This window comes from Gordonia sp. IITR100, from assembly GCF_002009645.1.
Lineage (GTDB): Bacteria > Actinomycetota > Actinomycetes > Mycobacteriales > Mycobacteriaceae > Gordonia > Gordonia hongkongensis.
In genome coordinates this window covers 557,264-575,882 of record NZ_MVKV01000001.1, presented here as the reverse complement: position 1 = coordinate 575,882, position 18,619 = coordinate 557,264, and the positions used below count along the sequence as shown (strand labels likewise).

The 18,619-nt window shown below is 68.6% G+C and carries 10 protein-coding genes; 5 read left to right on the top strand and 5 right to left on the bottom strand.

Going from position 1 to position 18,619, the window contains the following annotated elements:
- Positions 1–154: 154 nt before the first annotated feature.
- Together B1818_RS02775 and B1818_RS02770 are read right to left on the bottom strand one after the other, a co-directional pair.
- Positions 155–3,466, bottom strand: coding sequence for an arabinosyltransferase domain-containing protein (locus B1818_RS02775; protein ID WP_078111875.1), 3,312 nt, complete (start codon positions 3,464–3,466; stop codon positions 155–157).
- A complete protein-coding gene (locus B1818_RS02770) occupies positions 3,459–6,839 on the bottom strand; it encodes an arabinosyltransferase domain-containing protein (RefSeq protein ID WP_197414678.1) in 3,381 nt (1,126 codons plus the stop codon). The genes B1818_RS02775 and B1818_RS02770 overlap by 8 nt, the downstream gene beginning before the upstream one ends.
- 401 nt (positions 6,840–7,240) lie before the next feature.
- Here B1818_RS02770 and B1818_RS02765 point away from each other — a divergent pair, with 401 nt between their 5' ends.
- On the top strand, positions 7,241–8,944 hold the full coding sequence (locus B1818_RS02765) for an HNH endonuclease signature motif containing protein (RefSeq protein ID WP_058251125.1): 1,704 nt from the start codon (positions 7,241–7,243) through the stop codon (positions 8,942–8,944).
- 55 nt (positions 8,945–8,999) lie between these two features.
- On the opposite strand, the gene B1818_RS02760 is transcribed toward B1818_RS02765, so the two are convergent.
- Entirely contained in the window at positions 9,000–12,428 is a 3,429-nt protein-coding gene (locus tag B1818_RS02760) for an arabinosyltransferase domain-containing protein (protein WP_078111874.1), read from the bottom strand.
- A gap of 134 nt (positions 12,429–12,562) precedes the next feature.
- Here B1818_RS02760 and aroQ point away from each other — a divergent pair, with 134 nt between their 5' ends.
- Entirely contained in the window at positions 12,563–13,021 is a 459-nt protein-coding gene (aroQ, locus tag B1818_RS02755) for a type II 3-dehydroquinate dehydratase (RefSeq protein ID WP_058251126.1), read from the top strand.
- Between the two features lie 85 nt (positions 13,022–13,106).
- On the opposite strand, the gene B1818_RS02750 is transcribed toward aroQ, so the two are convergent.
- Entirely contained in the window at positions 13,107–13,679 is a 573-nt protein-coding gene (locus B1818_RS02750) for a TetR/AcrR family transcriptional regulator (RefSeq protein ID WP_176455872.1), read from the bottom strand.
- A 140-nt stretch (positions 13,680–13,819) separates the two neighbouring features.
- On the opposite strand from B1818_RS02750, the gene B1818_RS02745 reads away from it, so the two are divergent.
- The 3 genes from B1818_RS02745 (at position 13,820) to B1818_RS02735 (ending at position 15,631) form a co-directional block, all read left to right on the top strand.
- Positions 13,820–14,716, top strand: a complete 897-nt coding sequence (locus B1818_RS02745) for an oxygenase MpaB family protein (protein WP_078111872.1) — start codon at positions 13,820–13,822, stop codon at positions 14,714–14,716.
- 122 nt (positions 14,717–14,838) lie between these two features.
- Positions 14,839–15,321 (top strand): SRPBCC domain-containing protein, encoded by a 483-nt coding sequence (locus B1818_RS02740; protein WP_078111871.1) that lies wholly within the window; start codon positions 14,839–14,841, stop codon positions 15,319–15,321.
- Positions 15,314–15,631 (top strand): metalloregulator ArsR/SmtB family transcription factor, encoded by a 318-nt coding sequence (locus tag B1818_RS02735; protein ID WP_078111870.1) that lies wholly within the window; start codon positions 15,314–15,316, stop codon positions 15,629–15,631. Before B1818_RS02740 ends, B1818_RS02735 begins: the two co-directional genes overlap by 8 nt.
- A 172-nt stretch (positions 15,632–15,803) precedes the next feature.
- Here the strand turns inward: B1818_RS02735 and B1818_RS02730 are convergent, their stop codons facing one another.
- Positions 15,804–18,407, bottom strand: coding sequence for an AMP-binding protein (locus B1818_RS02730; protein ID WP_078111869.1), 2,604 nt, complete (start codon positions 18,405–18,407; stop codon positions 15,804–15,806).
- Positions 18,408–18,619 lie beyond the last annotated feature (212 nt).

Genomic DNA, 18,619 nt, shown 5'->3' with positions numbered 1-18,619 from the left:
TAGGCCGGTATCGGCGCCGTGACGAGGGCTGCCGGCCATGAGTGACGGAACCGAGACAGCACATCACAGTGAGATAACGAAGGTCTCGAGCGTGTTTGCCGCACCGACCGTGGGGAAAGGGAAACCCCAGGTCGGCGCGGTGTCAGACACCAGATCAATACCCGCTGGAGCGCATCGGCGCGGGGTCGTACAACCCTGAACGGCGAGCCGTCCCGAGGTCAAGTTCCGCAGCCGGCGCCGGGATGATCTCGGTGAACTTCTGCAGGCCGCCCCAGTCACGTCCCCAGTTGTTACGGAGGTAGGTGGGCAGGAGGGTCGGACGCAGCATCGCCTCGGTGATGCCGAGCGGGCCGCCCGCGGTTCCCGACATCCAGGTCTGGCTGTTCTTCCGGGTGGCCTCGGCGTCGGGCATGATCCGCCACTGCGGCACCTCGAGGACGCCGTTGCGCACCTTCATCGGCTGCTGGCACGGGAAGACCATGCCGGGCAGCCAGTCGATGAAGACCGGGTCGGTCTGACCGACCACGTCGTTGAGCGTGGCCAGGGTGCTGACCCGCGGCGGCGTGACCGCCACCCACTCCGACGGTGCGGCCGCGGTGTCGGCGACCTCGACCCGCACGACGGTCGCCCGCTGCGGCGCATCGGCGAGCGGGAACCGCAGGTTGCGCCAGGTCGGGGTCTCGCCGATGTCGATCGGGAACATCCGGCCCAGAGCAGTCACCCGACCGTCGGTCTCGACCCGGCCGAACTGCATCGTGACCTTCTGGCCGGCGTGGACCACCCCGATGCCGTCGACCGCCTCCACCGAGCCGGCGACCGCCATCGTCAGCAGCGGGGCGTCCTCGGAGCGTTCGGGCAGCTGGTACCAGTCCGAGGTCAGCGACCCGGTGCCCGACGGCGAGCCGTAGCTGCCCAGCACGGGCGTCACGGCGGGGTCGAGTCCGAACGGCAGACGCACCGTCGATCCGTTGACGCCGCGGGCGCCCTGGCCGCCCTCGGTGCCGCCCTGCGCGGATGAGCTGTCGGCGGATTCGTCGGAACCCGCACCGGTCTGGGCGCTGTTCTGCGCACCCGAGGTGGTCGACGACTCGGTGCTCTCGGTCGCGTCGACCGAGAGCCGCCCGGGTACGCCGTTGGGGGTGAATCCGATGGCGTCCGGGCCGGCCAGCGCGGCGGCGACACTCGGCGCCGGCCGTCCGTCGACGGCCGCGGGTCGCAGCAGACCGGCGGTGGGATCGGCCTCCACGAGGACGTCGTTGGCCAGCCCGCACGAGTTGCCGGTGAGGGCGCGTGCGTTGGACTTCATCCACGACCACGAATCACGCTGCTCGTAGGCGCCTTTCGCGAACGAGGCGACCATGAACAGCACCATCATCCCGGCGATGACCGGCAGCGGGGAGAACTTCAGCTTCGAATACCACTTGTCGCCGCCCCGGGTTCGGGTCGTCTCGTCGACGAAGTCGTCGCGGAAGTGGAACCACAGACCCGCCAGTGCGGTGGCGACCGCGGCGACGAGGATGAACCAGGCGATGTTGATGCCGCCCACCGTGGGTGGGCGGTCCCACCACGGGACGCCGTAGCTGCCCACGAACCACCAGCCGTTGGTGCCGGCGAAGGAGATCCCGGTGATCGCCAGCACCGCGGCCGCGAAGAAGCTGCGGTTGCGGCGCGATCGCAGCACCGCCGGCGCCATCATGGCGCCCGCCGCGGCGGCGAGGCCCGCGGCGATACCCGCGTACACACCGAAGTGGTGGGTCCACTTGGTCGGTGTGAAGGCGATGAAGAACATGGTGCCGAGGGTCACCGCGACCAGGCGCCAGATCGGCGCGCGCGCAACGCCGTTCGGGTGCTCCCGACGGAGGAGGCGGAGCAGTACGACGAAGAGGCAAAGGATCATCGCCAGCACGCCGAAGCGTCGTGCGAGCGTGCCGTCGGCTGTCGGAAGGATCAGGTAGTAGTAGCGGATCGGCTCCTGCCACCACTCGAGTGTCGGACCGACGTCGGAGGCGACCTTGTTGCCCGCGATCAACGGCGCGAGCGGCTGATCGGCGAAGATCTGGAACAGCACAGCGGTGCCGGCGGCCAGGATGGGGGCGAGCATCGGGAGCAGGCCGTCCCGGGACCGGCGCGACACCAGGGTCTTCACGATCGGTCGGATCCCGGCCAGCAGTGCGGCGACCGCCATCAGGCCGCCGGGCGCGAGCGCGAGGGTGAAGGCGGCGGTGACCACCGCGACGGCGTAGGGGAGCAGTCGGCGGGTCGCGATTGCGCGTTCCACGCAGCACCAGGTGAGCAGAGCGCCGACGGCCTCGGCCGGTTCCGGACGCAGACCGTTGTTGAACGGCAACCAGATCGCGAGGAAGACGAACGCGGCCGACCACACCGCCGGCGTGCTGTGCCGCACCGCGCGGCCCAGGCGCGGGATCACCTCTCGGCTGATGAGCCACCAGCCCAGCAACCCGAGGAGGAAGGCCGGTAGTCGCATGAACGGTGCCGCGACGCTCACGTCCGTCATGGCCGAGATGACCTGGAAGTGCCAGCCGAACGGGTCCTGCGGCACACCGAAGTAGCGGAAGTAGTTGTCGGCGTACCCGGCGTCTCCGGTGATCCGGCCGACGATGAAGTTGTAGCCGTCGTCGGAGGTGTTGGCGCCCGCGAACCACCAGAAGGCGAGAATCGCGAACACCGCGACATCGGGCGGCCGGATCGTGAACCAGCCCGACGGCAGGAAACGCTTGTGGCTGCGGCCGTCCCGGCGGTCGAGGATGCCGAGCGCGATCAGCGAGACGATCGTCATGAGGATGCCGAGCACGATCGCGGTGAGCTTCAGCAGGGTCGGGGTGCTGACGTAGCGGGTGTCGATGGTGGCGCGCAGCGACAACCCGTCACGTGAGACATCGGCGGGCAGATCGCTGTAGACGCCGACGATCTGGGGACGCATCTCGTGGTCGGCCAGCGCGAAGCCGTGCGCGGCGCCGGAGTCCGCGGCCGGTTCGGGCAGGCCCTCGAATCGTCCGCTCACCCCCTCGCCGTCGGCCCGGAAGACGATGCGACAGTTCGGATTCGATTGCGCGGCCGCTCGATCGGTGTTCAGCAGGGCGACGTTGCGGTCGGTGAGGGTCAGAGCGTCGGACGTCGCCCGGACGAAGAGCCCGCGGGCCCCGGCGTCCTGGCCGCCTTCGGGGATCGTCGACAGCAGTACTCCGCCCTGGTCGGGCAGGCGGGTGGCGAGTGAACACGGAACCGACGTCTCCATGTCGATCGGCACGAAGGAGACCAGCGGGGCGGCGACATCGGAGACGTCGCCGCCCTGCGGCCACTGCAGTTCGGCGGTTGACTGATTCACCGGCAACAGCGGGGTGAGGATCGCCAGCAGGAATCCGAGCAGACCGGTGACGGTCGCGACGATCTTCGGGTTGACCCTGGTCGCCATACGGGACGTACGAGGCGTACGGGACTCACTCATCGGATTGGGGCTCCACCCTGATCGAGCCGGCTCGTGACCAGCCCCATTGCGTCGTCTGTGCCGTGTCGATCCGCGCGTCTGGTGCGTCGGACACGAGCGGGGTCAGCTTCTCCAGTGCGCCCCAGTCGCGCACCCAGTCGTCCTGCAGGTACGTCGAGACCGCCGATGCGGACGTGGTGGCCTCCGAGATCCCCAGCAACCCGCCGTCCACGCCGGCCTGCCACGTCTTGGACTGGGAATTGGTCAGCGGATAGTCACCCAGGATGCGCCACTGCGGGACCTGGGCGACACCGTGGGACACACCCATCGGCCGCTGGCACGGGAAGTGCGACGCCACCCCGAAGTCGATGAGGGTGGGTGCCGTCGAGCCGACGACCGCCTGCAGCGTCTGCAACCGCGGTGCGCGCGGCGGGGTGATCCCGATGAACTGCTTCTCGCCGAGGTTGTTGTCCTGCAGCGACAATCGCATCACGGTCGCACGCGGCGGGGCGGCCGACATCGGTACGCGCATGTTGCGCCAGGGCATGTTCAGGATCACGGGACCGGGGTCGATGGGCAGGATGTCGGGGCCGACCTGTTCGAAGTTCCCGTCCGCACCCGGGCGGCCGAACTGCACCACCATCTTCTGCCCGAAGTTGCGTACGCCGAAGGTGTCGATGGTCGAGACGGCGCCCGCGGTGCTGAACACCAGCAGCGGTGACGCCGCGCGGTCGGCGGGCAGGTCGTACCAACCGGTCGTGAGCCGGGCCTCGCCCGGATACCCGTAGCTGCCCAGGACCGGCGTGGTGGCGGGGTCGAGCCCGTACGGCAACTTGGCGGTGGAACCGTTCACGGTCTCCGGTCCGCGCCCGCCGGTGGTCCCGGCGCCCAGCCCGCCGGTGATCGCGAACGGGCGGGCCATACTCGCCGACACGTTCATCTGTCCGGGGCGCTGGCTACCCGGCTCGGGCTGGAGGTCGTCGGGAATCCCGTTCGGGGAGAACCCGACCGGGTTCTCGCCGCGCAGCGCCTGCGTCGTGGTGGCGCCGCCGGCCGGGGTGAGCATGCCGGCGTTGGGATCGAGTTCGACGAGGACATCGTCGGCGAGGCCACAGCTGTTGCCGCGCAGCGTGTTCAGGTTCTCGGCGAGTGCGGTCGACGCCGGGTACCGGGTCACCGCGGCTTTGGCGAACAGCAGTAACTCCACGATCACCAGCAGACCGGCGATCACCGCCAGTGGTGAGGAGGCGAGAAAGAGCCGTCGGCGATCGGCTCGGGTCTCGCCGGGCCCGGTGTCGGCATGTGCGAGACCGCGATTGGTCACGTAGTCCAGCCGCAGGTGTTGCCAGACCGCGACCGCGGCCGCGATCACGGCGAGGATGAGGAACAGCGTCGACGCCTGGTAGCCGGCGATGACGGGGGCGCGATCGAACCAGGAGATGCCGTATTCGTAGAGGAACGGCCACGAGTTGTAACCGGCCATCGCGGCGGCCATCGCGAACAACAGTCCGGAGACGAAGACCGTCAGGTTTCGCGCCGAACGCGCCGCCGACTGGGCCACGGCGACGGTGGCCGCCGCCGCGATCGCCGCCGCCAGCCCGGCGAGCACGCCGAACTGGATGGTCCACTTGGTCGGCGTGAACGCGAACAGGAGGAGGGTGACCCCGACGGCGCCGATGAGACGCCAGACGGGTCCCGGGTCGACTCCGCGAATCCTCGTGCGCCGCAACATGACCGCGACCGTGACGAACAGGCCGGCGAGCAGCAGGAGCAGCGGTACGCGACGGGTGAGGGCGCCGTCGTCGGTGACGACCGAGATGAAGTAGTACCGCAGGAACTCCTGATGCCAGGAGATGACCGGCCCGACCGAGTAGCGCAGCTTGATCGCTTCGAGGACGGTGGCCAGGGTCTGATCGCGGAACACCACGATGAGCACCACCATGCCGGCGGCGGCGATCGGCGCGAGGAGGGCGAGCGTTGCCGCCCAGCGGGATCCGTCCATCCGGTTCCGTCGGTCGATGAGGATGTGCAGCAGTGAGCGGGCCGCCACCAGCAGGATGGCCACGCCGACGACGCCGTGCGGGGCGAGCGCCAGGGTGAAGCCCGCGACTAGGGCGGCCAGTGCCGCGGGCAGGAGCCGCCGGGTCGCGATGGCGTATTCCGCTGCCCACCAGGTCAGTAGCGAACCGAGGACGATGATCCCCTCGCTGCGCAAGCCGCTGCAGAACGGCAACCAGAACGCGGTGAACGTCAGGGCGCCCGCCCAGATGGCCCACGAACTGCGCCGTACCGCGGGGCCGAGGCGTGGCAGCAGCACCCGGCTCAGGACGAACCACGACACGAGTCCGGCGACGAGTTGCGGGATGTGCATCCACAGCACGGACGGCGAGACCGACGACCACGCCGCGAGGAAGCTGTAGTACCAGTCGAACGGTGCTTCGGGGATGCCGTAGAAGCGGTAGTAGTTGGCGAGGTAGCCGAAACCGTCGGCGGTACGGCCCATGTTGAGGATGTAACCGTCGTCGGGCGAACCGGCCCCGAGGACGCTCCAAACCAGCAGGATCGCGGTGACGACCAAGTCGCTGGCCCGGGGTTTCAGTGAATGCCACCACGAGCGGGTGCGCGCGCCGATCCGCCGGTGGTACCCGCCGATGCGGTCGAGCAGCCCGAGCGCGACGACGGCGACGAGTACCGACAGCGCGGCGAGCACCATCACGATGATCTTGAGGATCGACGGGGACGACTCGTACCGGTTGTCGATGGCCACCTGCACGCGCAGGCCGTTACCAGCGGCGTCGCGTGCCTGTTCCGGGCTGAGGTTGCTGAAGATGCCGTCGACCTGCGGGCGGCGGTCCGGCGGCAGGGTCGTCGACTCGCCGAGCCCGACGAACTGCGCACCCGGGCCGGTGGGGGCGGAGAAGATGCGCAGTTCCGAGCATCGGCTCAGGTCGGCGCGGGAGGCGGTCGCGGCGAGACTGTTCCGGAAGGTCACGGTGATCGCGGCGTCGGTGGCGGTGACCCACAGCGACGAGGACTTCGAGCGTGGTGCGTTGGTCGGCATCGTGGCGAGGACCACGCCGTCCGGTGCCGACGTCAGCGTCGCGCACGGGATGCTCGCGTCGAGGGTCTGCGGGGTCTGCGCGATGAGCGGCGCCATCACCGACGACGTGTCGGCGTTCAGATCCTGCCCGGCCGGCCACTCGAAACCGGCGTCGACGGCCTTGACCGGCAGCAGCGGGGTGAGGGCACACAGCACGATGCCGGCGATCCCCGCCACGATCGCGATCCACCGGGAGGTGCCCGCGGAAATCCTGGTCCCGTGCCCCGACGATTCCGGCCCCGACGAGGACGGTTCGGCGGAATCCTCAGGCGAGGTCGGGGCTGTCACAGGCACGGTGCCTCATCGTAAGCGACGTCCCCCGGGGTACCTAGGGCCCACCCCGCGGCTCTGGAGGTTGGTGACGGCCTCCGCAGGCTCCGGTCTCCCGCTGGGAGCAGTAAGTGGGCCCGCTCCGAGCACAACAGTTCTTTCGCAGTCCACGACGGCCGTCAGGCCACAGCTGCTGAGGGGCGGCCGGAGCTTGCGGAGGGCGCGTCACGAAGGGTCCCGCGCTGCAAAGACCGCACAGTTTTTGCCCGCAGGCGGAGACTACCAGCAACCACCGACAATCCACGGTGGCGACTCCGCGCAGCAAAGATCCTGTTGGACAAATCATTTCGAGCTGCGGGCCGCCCGTCTTTCGTGTACAGTCGAACGTACATTCGCAGCACGGGTTCTCGGGGGAGGTGACCGTCATGTTCGATTCCCAGCAGGTCGACGGCACCGACACGCAGGCGCCCCGCGTGGTCGAGTTGGTGGCTGATCTGCATCGCACCCTGGACAAATTGCAGACCGTGGATCTGTCGCCGTGTACCGATGCCGAACTCGCTGAGGTGGCCGCGGAGACCGAACGCGCCATCGCGCGTCTGACCGTTGCCGGTGACCGGCAGATCGATCAGGTCGAGGCCCGCGACCTGCCCCGCAAGGCCGGGTGCCGCACCCTGATGCAGTTCATGACGCACCGGCTGCGGGTGTCGAACCCGATGCGCCGCCGTAAGCAGATGGACGCCACCGCCACCCGCACCAGCCTCGGCGGCGAGGTCCTCCCACCCGAACACCCCTGCCTCGCCGAAGCTTTCGCACAAGGCGCAGTCGGCACCGCCCACGTACAAGCCACCCTCGACGTCCTCGACCGCATCCCCGGCACCATCGACCACGACATCAAGGTCGCCGCCGAACGACAGATGGCGGAGATCGCCGAAGCCCACACCCCCGCCGAGATCACCCAGCTCGGTGCGCGGCTGCTCGCCCACCTCGACCCCGACGGCACTCTGTCCGACGACACCGACCAGAAACGACGCCGCGGCCTGTGGATCGGCCGGCAACGCGCCGATGGCACCGCCAAGATCTCCGGCACCCTGACACCCGCACTCGCCGCCCGACTCACCATGATGTTCGCCGTGTGGGGCAAACCCGGACTCAACAACCCCGACGACCCCGCCTCGCCCAGCGGGCCGGCCGGTGCCGCCGACCCCGACGCCCTGGCCACCGCAGCCGACCGCGACGGCCGCACCCTCGCCCAGTCCAATCACGACGCGCTCGACGCGGCACTCGCCGCAGGTTTCGCCGACGGCGCACTCGGCACCTCGCACCGCGGCCTGCCCGTCCAACTGATCATCAAAGCCGACCTCGGCGACCTCGTCCGCGAAGCCGGACTCGCGACCACCGCCACCGGCACCCTGCTGCCCATCCGGGACTTGATCGCGATGGCCGGTGACGTCCAGCCGTGGTTGGCGATCTTCAAAGACGCCACCACTGTGCCGCTGCACTTCGGGCGCGGCAGACGTCTGGCCACCCGCGAACAGCGCCTCGTCTCTTTCGCCCGCCCCGACGGGGAAGTGTGCTCGGCACCCGGGTGTGATCAGCCCGCCACCCAGGTCGACATGCATCACGCCCACAGGGATTGGGCCAAGGGCGGTCTCACCGACATCGACGACCTCGCCCCGGCCTGCCCGCGACATAACCGGATGGTCGGTGACCAGCCCGGGCAGTACACCACCCGCATCGCCCGGTCCGGACCCGACGAAGGCCGCTGCCTGTGGCGGTTGAACGCCGAACCTGGCGCACCGCCCAACCCCGAGCGCCTCAACCGCCGACCCGACATACCCCGGCGGTTCGCAGAACACCTGAACACCGTGCGCAACGACATCCACGGACCTGCCACCAGGCCCGGCGATGAGTCACGCCCGACCCTTCGTGACGCGCCCTCCGCAAGCTCCGGGCGCTCCTCAGGGAGCAGCGGGCGCCCCGACGCCGTCGGCTACGGCGACCGCGGCCTCCGTCTCGAACTCGCTTATCGCGAACTGGTCCATCCGCGAACACCGCCGGAGCACCTCACCAGCCCACCGCTGACCCCGGTCGAAGCAGAACTCGCACGCATACTCACCGACCACCGGTGACGGCAAAGCAGATCGCCTCGCCGACTACCACCGCGGCGACCGGGCCGCCTAACCGTCAGTGCCGCAACGGCGCGGGACTCCACAGTCCGCTGCGGGTGGCGGTGCCGGTCTCGATCTCGGCGAGCGTGTCGACGTCGCCGTACGGTTCGTAGCGTTCGAGGGCGCCCCAGTCGCGTCCGATGTCGGCCATCAGATAGGTCGGCACCGCCGTCGCCTGCTGGGAGACCTCGAGCCAGCCGAGCGGACCGCCGCCGAAGCGGTTCTGCCACGCCGACACCGCAGCCGCCAGATCCGAGCCCGGCTTGATGCGCCACTTCGGGATCTCCGCGACCCCGACGTCGTGGGTGAACGGACGTTGGCACGGGAACGCCAGGCCCGAGGTCCAGTCGATGTGGACCGGGTCGGTGCTGCCGACGACGTCCTGCAGGGTGTCCATCTGCGGGATCCGCGGCGGGGTGAGCACGATGAACCGGTCCTCGGCCAGGTTGTCGTCGGTGGCGACGATCCGCACGGCGGTGGTGTCCGACGGCAGCTCGTCGGTGTTGTAGCGGAGGTTGCGCCACGACGGCCGTGGGCCGGGATCGATCAGTTCGGTCTCTCCGGCGGCCTCGAGGTCGGCGTCGCGGGTGTCGGGACCGATGGGGTCCGCGGTGTACTCGAGCATCACGTTCGGGTTGTCGTACTCGCCGGCCACCGACATCGTGAGCAGCGGGCGGTCCCGCCAATCCGTCGGAAGCGCATACCACCCGGAGGTGAGGCGGGCCGGGACCTGGTCGAGCTTGGAGTAGCTGCCCATGACCGGGGTCGAGCCGGGATCGAGGAAGAACGGGAGCGCTGCGGTGCTGCCGTTGATCCCGGGTTCGGCGATCTCGCCGCCGCCGGTGCCGCCGGGGTTGGAGTTGACGATGTCGGGGGACTGCCAGACGTCGCCGGACAGGACACCCAGCGACCCCTCGCTGGCCGTCGACTCGAGTGCTGTCGGCACACCGTTGGGGAAGAATCCCGAGGTGGACGGCGCGCTGCCCGGTGCGGGCGGCGGTCCGCCGAGAGGGTTGGGCAGCGTCGGGTCGACCGGGCGGAGCATGTCGCGGTCGGGGTCGGACTCCACCCAGACCTTGTCGGCCATCCCGCACGGGTTGCCGGCGACGGCGGCGAAGTTGGACCGGGGTACCGAGTACGACGAGCTCTGGTGGATTCCGGCGAAGATCGCGGTGACGATCTGGAAGACGACCACCGCCATCGCCAGATAGGCCAGCGGGGCGGCCGCCATCGAGGCGACCAGTCGTCGGTACCACCGCTGATGCGCGGCGTCGGCGCCGGTGGATTCCTCGACGTGCGGATCGGTCCCGGTGAACGGCTCACGGAAGTGGAACCACAGCGCGACCAACAGCAGAGCGAGCGCGGCGTAGAGCAGCACGCTGCCGAGCATGATGCCGCCGATCTTGACCTGCTCGACGCCCCACGGCATGCCCCACGCGGAGTAGTAGTAGTACGAGTTCGGCGCGGTGAAGGCGAGACCGCCGATGAACAGGACGAGCGCGCAGAACAGGGTGCGGTTTCGCCTCGAGTGCATGGATTGCTGGCTGGCGGCGATGGCCGCGATCGCGGCGAGGGCGGCCGCGATTCCGGCAAAGACGCCGAAGTGGTGCGTCCATTTGGTGGGCGTGAACATGAGGAACACCAGCGATGCGAAGGTGATCGCGACGATGCGGCGGGTCGGGCCCATGGCGGTGCCGGGGATGCGGTTCTTGCGGACGAGCACTGCCGCCGAGACGACCAGCCCCAGGATCATGGCCAGTACCGCGAACCGACGGGCGATGGAACCGTCGGCGGAGAAGGCGAAGAGCGCCGAGTAACGACCGATCTCGTTGTACCAGCTCATCGACGGCCCGAGCGCCGACTTCATGCTCGACGCCTCGACGAACGACCGCAGGGTCAGGTTCGAGAACACGACGAAGACGACGAAGGTGCCGGCGGCGAGGATCGGCGCGATGAGCGCCACGAACGACCATCGCAGCGAGCGCTTGCGATCGCGGTCGGCGGTCTCGGGATCGCCGGATGCCGATCCTGCGGATTCGGTGTCTGTTGAGGACAGTTCGGCGACGACGCGGGCCCGCTTGATGAGCGCCATGATCATCGGGCGTGCGCCGGCGATCAGTGCCGCCACCGCGAGCAGGCCCGTCGGGCCGGCGGCGATGCTGAACGCTCCGATCAGGCACGCGACGGCGGCCGGCAGCATGCGACCGGTGGCGATGGCCCGTTCGACCGAACACCAGGTCAGCAGGGCGCCCAGGCAGATGATCGGTTCGGGCCGTAGGCCGTTGTTGAAGGGGAACCAGCACGCGAGGAACGCGAACGCCGCCGTCCAGGCGACCATCGGGCGGGTCAGTGCGGCACGTCCCAGGCGGGGAAGAACTTCGTGACTCACGATGAGCCACACCAGGATTCCGCACAGCAGTGCGGGCAGACGCATCCACGGACTGGCCACGGAGACGTGGCTGAGCAGTCCGAAGACCTGGTAGTACCAGCCGAACGGTGCCTCGGGTGCGCCGTACCAGCGGAAGTAGTTCGCGGTGTAGTCGCTGTCCTGAGCCACCCTCGACATGGTCAGGAGGTAACCGTCGTCGGAGGTGTTGGGCCCGATCATGTGCCACACGATCAGCGCGCCGATCACCACATAGTCGCGCGCATTCAGCCGCCACCACCGTGCCGGGAAGATCCGACGATGTCGCCGGCCGTCCGTCGAGTCCAGTGCTGCCAGAGCGGACAGGGCCAGCAGCGTCGACGCCACTCCGACGATCACGACCAGCCACTTCGAGATGGTCGGCGCAGTGTTGTAGCGCGAATCGATGGTGACGTGGGCGTCGAGTCCCGCGATGTCGGCCGCCGGCCCGGCGAGATCGGTGAAGAGGCCGGTCACCTGGGGGCGCTGGTCGGACGAGTACTTGAAGGCCTCTTTGTCCTCGGTCGTGCCGGCGAGTGGTTCGTCCTCACCGTCCTCGTTCCTGGTGCCGCTCGTCATGCCGACGAACTCGGCGGTCACCGCGTCGGAATCGGCGTGCACGACGATCTCGCGGCACCCCTGGTCGCGCATGTCCTGCAGCGTCGCCGACACGAGCGAGACGTTGCGGATGACCACCTCGACGCCCTGCCGGTCCAGGGGCGCATCGGCAGCACCGGTCTTGCGGATGAACAGGCCGCGCTCACCGGACTTCGGTGCCTGCTTGGGCGTGGTGGACAGCAGCACCGATCCACCGGGCGGCAGGTCGTTCACGGCAGTGCAGGGAATCGAGACGTCGAGGTCGACGGGCGTGTAACCGATCAGCGGGGACGACACCGAACCGATCTGACCGTTCTGCGGCCAGTCGATTTCGGCCGTTCGCTGCGACACCGGCATGAGTGGGGTCGCGAGAGCGAGCAGGAACCCGAGCAGACCGGTGACGATGGCGACGATCCTCGCTCGTCGAACGGTCTGCGCTGGCACAAAGAGAGATGGTAGCCGTTGGGATGTCCCGCCCCGGTGGGCGGCGGTGCGGGCACCACGGGCGGGTGTCAAAGGCCGCGCCGCGGCGACGCATGACCGCCGATCGCCAGGTCAGGGCCAGTATGGTGAATGCCATGTCCGACGCCGAGGTGCCCGACCGTCTGCCGATCCTGCTGCTCAACGGCCCCAACCTGAACACCCTCGGCACCCGGGAGCCCGCCGTCTACGGCTCGGACACCCTCGCCGACGTGGTCGACCTGGCCGAGCGCACCGCCGCCGAGCTCGGTTTCGGTGTACGCGCGGCGCAGACCAATCACGAGGGGCAGATGCTCGACTGGATCCACGAATCCGTCGGCGAGATCAGCGGCATCGTCATCAACCCCGGGGGATGGACACACACCTCGGTCGCCCTCGCCGATGCGCTCGTCGTCCCCGATGTCCCGATCCTCGAGGTGCACATCAGCAACGTCCATCGGCGCGAGGCATTCCGGCATCACTCCTATGTGTCACCGATCGCCGCCGGGGTGATCGCCGGTTACGGCATCCGCGGCTATGAGTTCGCGATCCGCCGGCTCGTCGATCTGGTCGGCTGACCAACCCGGCGCGTCGTCGACTGGGCGCAGTTTCTCGTCGACTGTGCGCGTTTTGACCGCCGACGGGGCCTAGAGGCGAGTCGAGTCATGATGATCCGGAGGATGATTCGAGAGCGCGGTCGAGGATCGTGCGGAAACCCCTGACCAGTGCCTGGTGCGAATCCAGCGTGCCGCTCTCGAAGCCGATCAGCAGATACATTGCCGCAGTGGCGAACTCCTCGGCCTCCTCGCGGTTGTGGAGCACCTCGTCGTAGGTGGCCGCGATGATGTCTCGACGCTCTCGGTCCACGGTGTGCTGAATGGCGAGCACCTCGGGATCGTGCGCGGCCCACACGCGGATCGCGGCCTCGGTCGCGTGTGACAGCTGCAGACCGATGTCGGTGAGGGCGTCGAGTCGCTCCCGTGGGTCGGCGATGTCGCGAGCACCGGCGATCAGTCGCTGGCTCTGTTCGTCGCGCCAGTGACGGATGAGAGCGGATCGATAATCGGCCCAGTTGCCGAATGCGTGATAGAAGCTCCCGGTGGTTGTCCCGGTCGCCTCGCAGATCGCCGCCAATTTCAGACCGGCATGACCGTGGTCGGTGAGGATGGCCAGCCCAGCGTCGAGATAACGCCGTTGGATGTACTCCGACGGCTGCGCCCTCTTACCGGTGGCCATGGGTCCAGTGTGCTGCACGAATGTCGAGGTCGACGTCCGGGTGCTCACAAGCTTGCGGCTCTCATATCCAAAATGTGACCCCTTGCACATTTCTATAAGTTGACTTACAGTGACGTGGCACTCACCGAGGAGGACATGTGATGGGTAAGGCGACACGTAACCGGGGGCTGGATCCGGAGACACAGTTTCACGAGATCTATCGGAACCTGTCGACCTTCGACTTCCCGTGGGACATCAATCAGGCACTCAGCTTCGCCCTCTTCCGCACGTACGCGGTACCGAGCATCGGCCGGTTGCTCGACGAGACGCGTGCGTTCACGGCCGAGACCCAGAAGCGCTACGACGACACCTCGCTTCTGCTGGAGGTGCCGCTTCTGGACGGTTTCGACAGCAGTCGGGGCAAGTCCGCGATTCGGCGCATCAACCAGATGCATCGCATGTACGACATCTCCAACGACGACATGCGTTACGTCCTGTCGACGTTCGTGGTCGTGCCGAAGCAGTGGATCGATGACTACGGCTGGCGGAAGCTGACGGACGACGAGGTGACCGCGTCGGTGAATTACTACCGGACCCTCGGGCGCCACATGGGGATCAAGGAGATCCCCGAGGACTACCACGCCTTCGAGGTCCTGATGGACGGCTACGAAAGCGAGCACTTCGCTTTCGATGACGGTGGTCGCCGCGTCGCCGATGCCACCAAGGGCCTGCTCGCGTCGTTCTATCCCAAGCCGCTCGCGCCGGCGATCGACATCTTCAGTCGATCGCTGATGGATGACGCGCTGCTCGAGTCGTTCGGTTACCGGCGGCCCGGACGTGTCGCGAGGTTGCTGTCGATCGGTGGACTCAAGGCGCGTGCCCGCGTCGTGGCGGCCCTGCCGGCCCGTCGCACACCGCAGTACGTGTCCGAGATGCAGCGAATTCGCAGCTACCCGAACGGTTTCGACATCGAGAAGCTGGGCACGTTCGCGGGTGGCTGCCCGGTCCAACACCTCGCGGCCGAGCCTGTACAGCAAACGGCGTCGACGGGAAGTTAGTCCGGTCTGCGCATCTCGTATCCGCGGAGCAGGTCGCTTCGTTCGCTCCGAACCGTTGCGCCAGGGAGGCATTAGTGCAACCATTGGGTTGCAGTAAGAAATCCGCAGCATGGGGAGCAACGATGAGTGACAACACCGAAACCCACGACGTGACCGCCTCGGCGACAGCCGAGTTCGACCGGATCGAGCGCGAGATCTCGATCGACGCACCCGCCGACCGGGTCTGGTCTCTGGTCAGCGAACCGGGATGGTTCATCAATGACAAGGCGATCACCGAGCACCGGATCGAACGCGACGGCGACCTGTCGACCATCCACGACCCGGTCCACGGCGCCTTCACCTTCCGCACCGTCGAACTCGACGAGCCGCGTTACGCGGCGTTTCGATGGCTCGCCGATGCCGCTGATCCGCAATCGGATTCGACGCTCGTCGAGTTCTGGATCACGCCGGCGGACTCCGGCGTGCTCCTCAAGGTCGTGGAGTCCGGTTTCTCGTCGCTGCCGGGAACGGAAGCGGAGCGACGCGCACGGTTCGACGGCAACAACGAGGGATGGACCATCGAACTCGAGCTGGCCCGAACACATCTCGGCGGCGTGCATGCCTGACGTCGCTCCCGTCGAGGTCTTCGCCGCGCTGTCCGACGAGAGCCGATGGCAGATCCTCACGCGACTGGGTTCGGAACCCGCGTCCGCGTCCCATCTCGCGGCCGAACTCCCGATCAGCAGGCAGGCGATCGCGAAACACCTTCGGGTCCTCACCGAGGCGGGACTGGTGACGTCCTCACGTGTCGGCCGCGAGATCCGTTACGAAGCCGTAGGTGCACAGTTGTCGCGGGTTGCCCATCGGCTCGACACCATCGGCCGTGGTTGGGACCGCCGTCTGAACGACATCAAACTCCGCGCCGAAAAGGGCTGAGCCGTCGGCCGCAAACCCTCTGGTTCCTGCGCCAGCCCCCGCTTCCTGCGCCAACCCCCCGCTCCCTGAGCGCGGCCAACCCCCGCTCCGTGAGCGCGCCAGCAGGGGGTGACGCTCGCATGCTCCGGGCGCTCCTCAGCTCAGGGAGCAGGGGGCGGGTCGTTCTTTCGGATCAGGGAGCGGCTGTAGCGGAGGGAGCGGCGGAGCTGATCACCTCGTCGATCGCCCTGGCGGTGTCGGCGGCGTGGGGTGCGCGGATCATCGAGATGTGGTCGCCGGAGACGTCGTGAAAGGTCACGGCACCGGTCGACATCCGCCGCCACAGGTCCGGGTCGTCGGGGTTGGTGCGGGCGCGGATGACGCCGAAGGGACCCGCGTACTCCCGGGGTCGGTACCGGCGAATCATCCTGGTGCCCAACCGGAAGAACACGATCCACTGCACCGGCGTCGGGAGCTCGACCATCCCGGCAGTGGGGACGAGGGCGGCCAGAGCGAGCTCTTTCACGATTCGCTGTGGAAGTGGTTCGCGGGCGGGGGTGGGGTCGTCCCCGGTGCGGTCGGGCAGGGCGGTGTCGCGGGCACCGCCGCCCAGCGCGCGCAGGCGTCCGACGATCCCGACCTTCTCACCACGAACCCGCTTGGCGAGTGCCGGGTCGAAGAGCGAGTCCAGAACGACGACTGGATCGCATGTTTCGCCTGCCTTGGTCAGCTGCGCCGCGACCTCCATCGCGACGAACCCGCCGAGCGAGTATCCACCGACCTGATACGGGCCGCCGGGCTGGACCGATCGCATGTCGGCGATCGCGCGTCGTGCCGCCGCCCGCACGGAATGATCAGCGCGGCCGCGCTTTTCGACGCCACGCGACTGGATCGCGTAGATGGGCCGGTCGGTCTGCAGTGCTCGGACGACCGGGGTGAGGCTGGTCGCCAGGCTGCCGGCGCCGGCCACCAGGAAGATCGGCCGGCCCGTGCCCTGCCGCAGCGGGATGAGGGTAGCCCCCGAGGCGTTCGCCGACCGCTCCTTCGCGGCCGACTCGATGCGCTGGGCGAACAGCGCGATGGTCGGCGCCTCGGCGAGCATCGCGGTGTTGACGTCCAGTTGGAGGTGATGCTGCACCTCGGCCAGCATCTTCGCGGCGGCCAGCGAGTCGCCGCCGAGTTCGACGAAATCCTCGTTGCGGCCGATGGATTCGAGTCCGAGGATCTGGCACCAGAACCGGTGCAGCGCCATCTCGGTCATCCCACGGGGCGGTTCGTGATCCGGACGTGCGGGCGGAGGTGGCAGGGCCGCCCGATCCACCTTGCCGCGCTCGTTGCGCGGGAGTTCGGCGAGCACGATGATGTCGCGCGGAATCATCCACGGGGTCAACGTCTTCCCGAGCTCCTGCCGGATCTCGGCCGGGGAGGGTGACCACTTCTCGGGGTCCACGGCGACGTGGGCGGCGAGCCGTGCCTCGTCGCGGTTGGCGGTGACGACCGCGTCGGTGGTCCAGGCCAGCGCGCGGATGGCGGCTTCCACCTCGAGCGGTTCGACGAGGTACCCGCGGATCTTGATCGCGTCATCGCTGCGGCCGAGGAGCGCGAGTTCGCCGGACTCGTCGAAGCGTCCGAGATCGCCGGTGCGATATCGTGTCCGGCCGTCGGGCAACTCGATGAAGCGCGTCGCCGTCAGCTCTGGATCCTGGTGGTAACCGGACGCTACATGGGCGGATTCGACGATGACCTCGCCCGTGCTGCCGACCGGCAGGTCGTTGCCGTCCGCGTCGACGATCCGGACGTGCTTGTCCGACGCCGGCACGCCCACGGGGATGGCGCCGGGCTCGACGTCCCGCTCGGGCGGGAACAGGTTGAAGGCCAGGTTGCCGACCTCCGATGCGCCTGCCCAGCAACAGAAGACTCCGTCGGTCAGGATCGTGTCGCGGGCCAGCTGGATGTCGGCGCGGTGCGTCGGCTCACCGCAGGTGGACAGCAGTCGCAGGAATTCGACGGCGTCGTCGGCCGACAGCTCACCCAGCCAGGATCGCAGCAGCGACGGGGTGCAGTGCGCGGTGGTCGCCTCCTGTGCGACAAGCCAGTCCCGAAGCCCGGTCGTGGTGCGGCGGCGGACATCCCAGAGCAGCATGGTCGACCCGTTGAGCAAGCTCATCGCGAGCGCGTCGAGGCCGCCGCCGAAACTGAGGGGTAGCAGGACGACGGCGCGGTCGTCGGGTCGCATGCCGAGGAAGCGACGGCCGTCCCGGGCGTGATTGACCGGCATCTTCTGCGCCAGCACCACGCCTTTGGGGGTGCCGGTCGAGCCCGACGTGAAGAGCAGGACCGCCGGATCGTTCGGGCCGGGCTGGTCCGCGATACGCGACTGATCTGGTTCTCGGGCATCGGCTGCGGTGTCCAGGACATGGGCACCGGACCGTTCGAGCACGACGTCGCGTCGATCCGGCGGCAGGAACGGGTCGAGAAGGACGAGGGGGCGTCCCGAACACAGCACCGCCAGCATCCCGATCACCGAGTCGATGTCGGATTCGATCTCCACCGCCACGGGTCGGCCCGGATCGGTGGTGGCGACGATCGTGCGCGCGAGGTCGTCGACCCGGGAGGCGGCGTCGGCGAACGTGATCGACTGCTCGGGGGTCTGGAGTGCGACGGCCTCACCACGTACCGCGGCGACGGCTCGCCATCGGGCCGCGGCGGTGTCGGCGGCGTCGACGCCCGGAAGGTCGGTGACGGCCGTGGCGCCGGTGGGAGTCGCCCGGACTTCGGGAGGGTTATGGCTGTTCATGTCCTCAAACTTCCGCGGAGGCGGGAAACGTCGACGGTCATGGACGGGCCACGGAACTCTCAGCCCGGGCAACGGTGCCACGCCGCGCGGGACTCGGCCCCTCCTCCGGCCCCGACAGCTTGCCTGGCAAGCCTACCCTTAGTCGTGCGAAGGAGCACGATCGGAGCGGGGTGGGAGCACGGGGATGCGGTCCGGTCGGCCGGGCATGACAC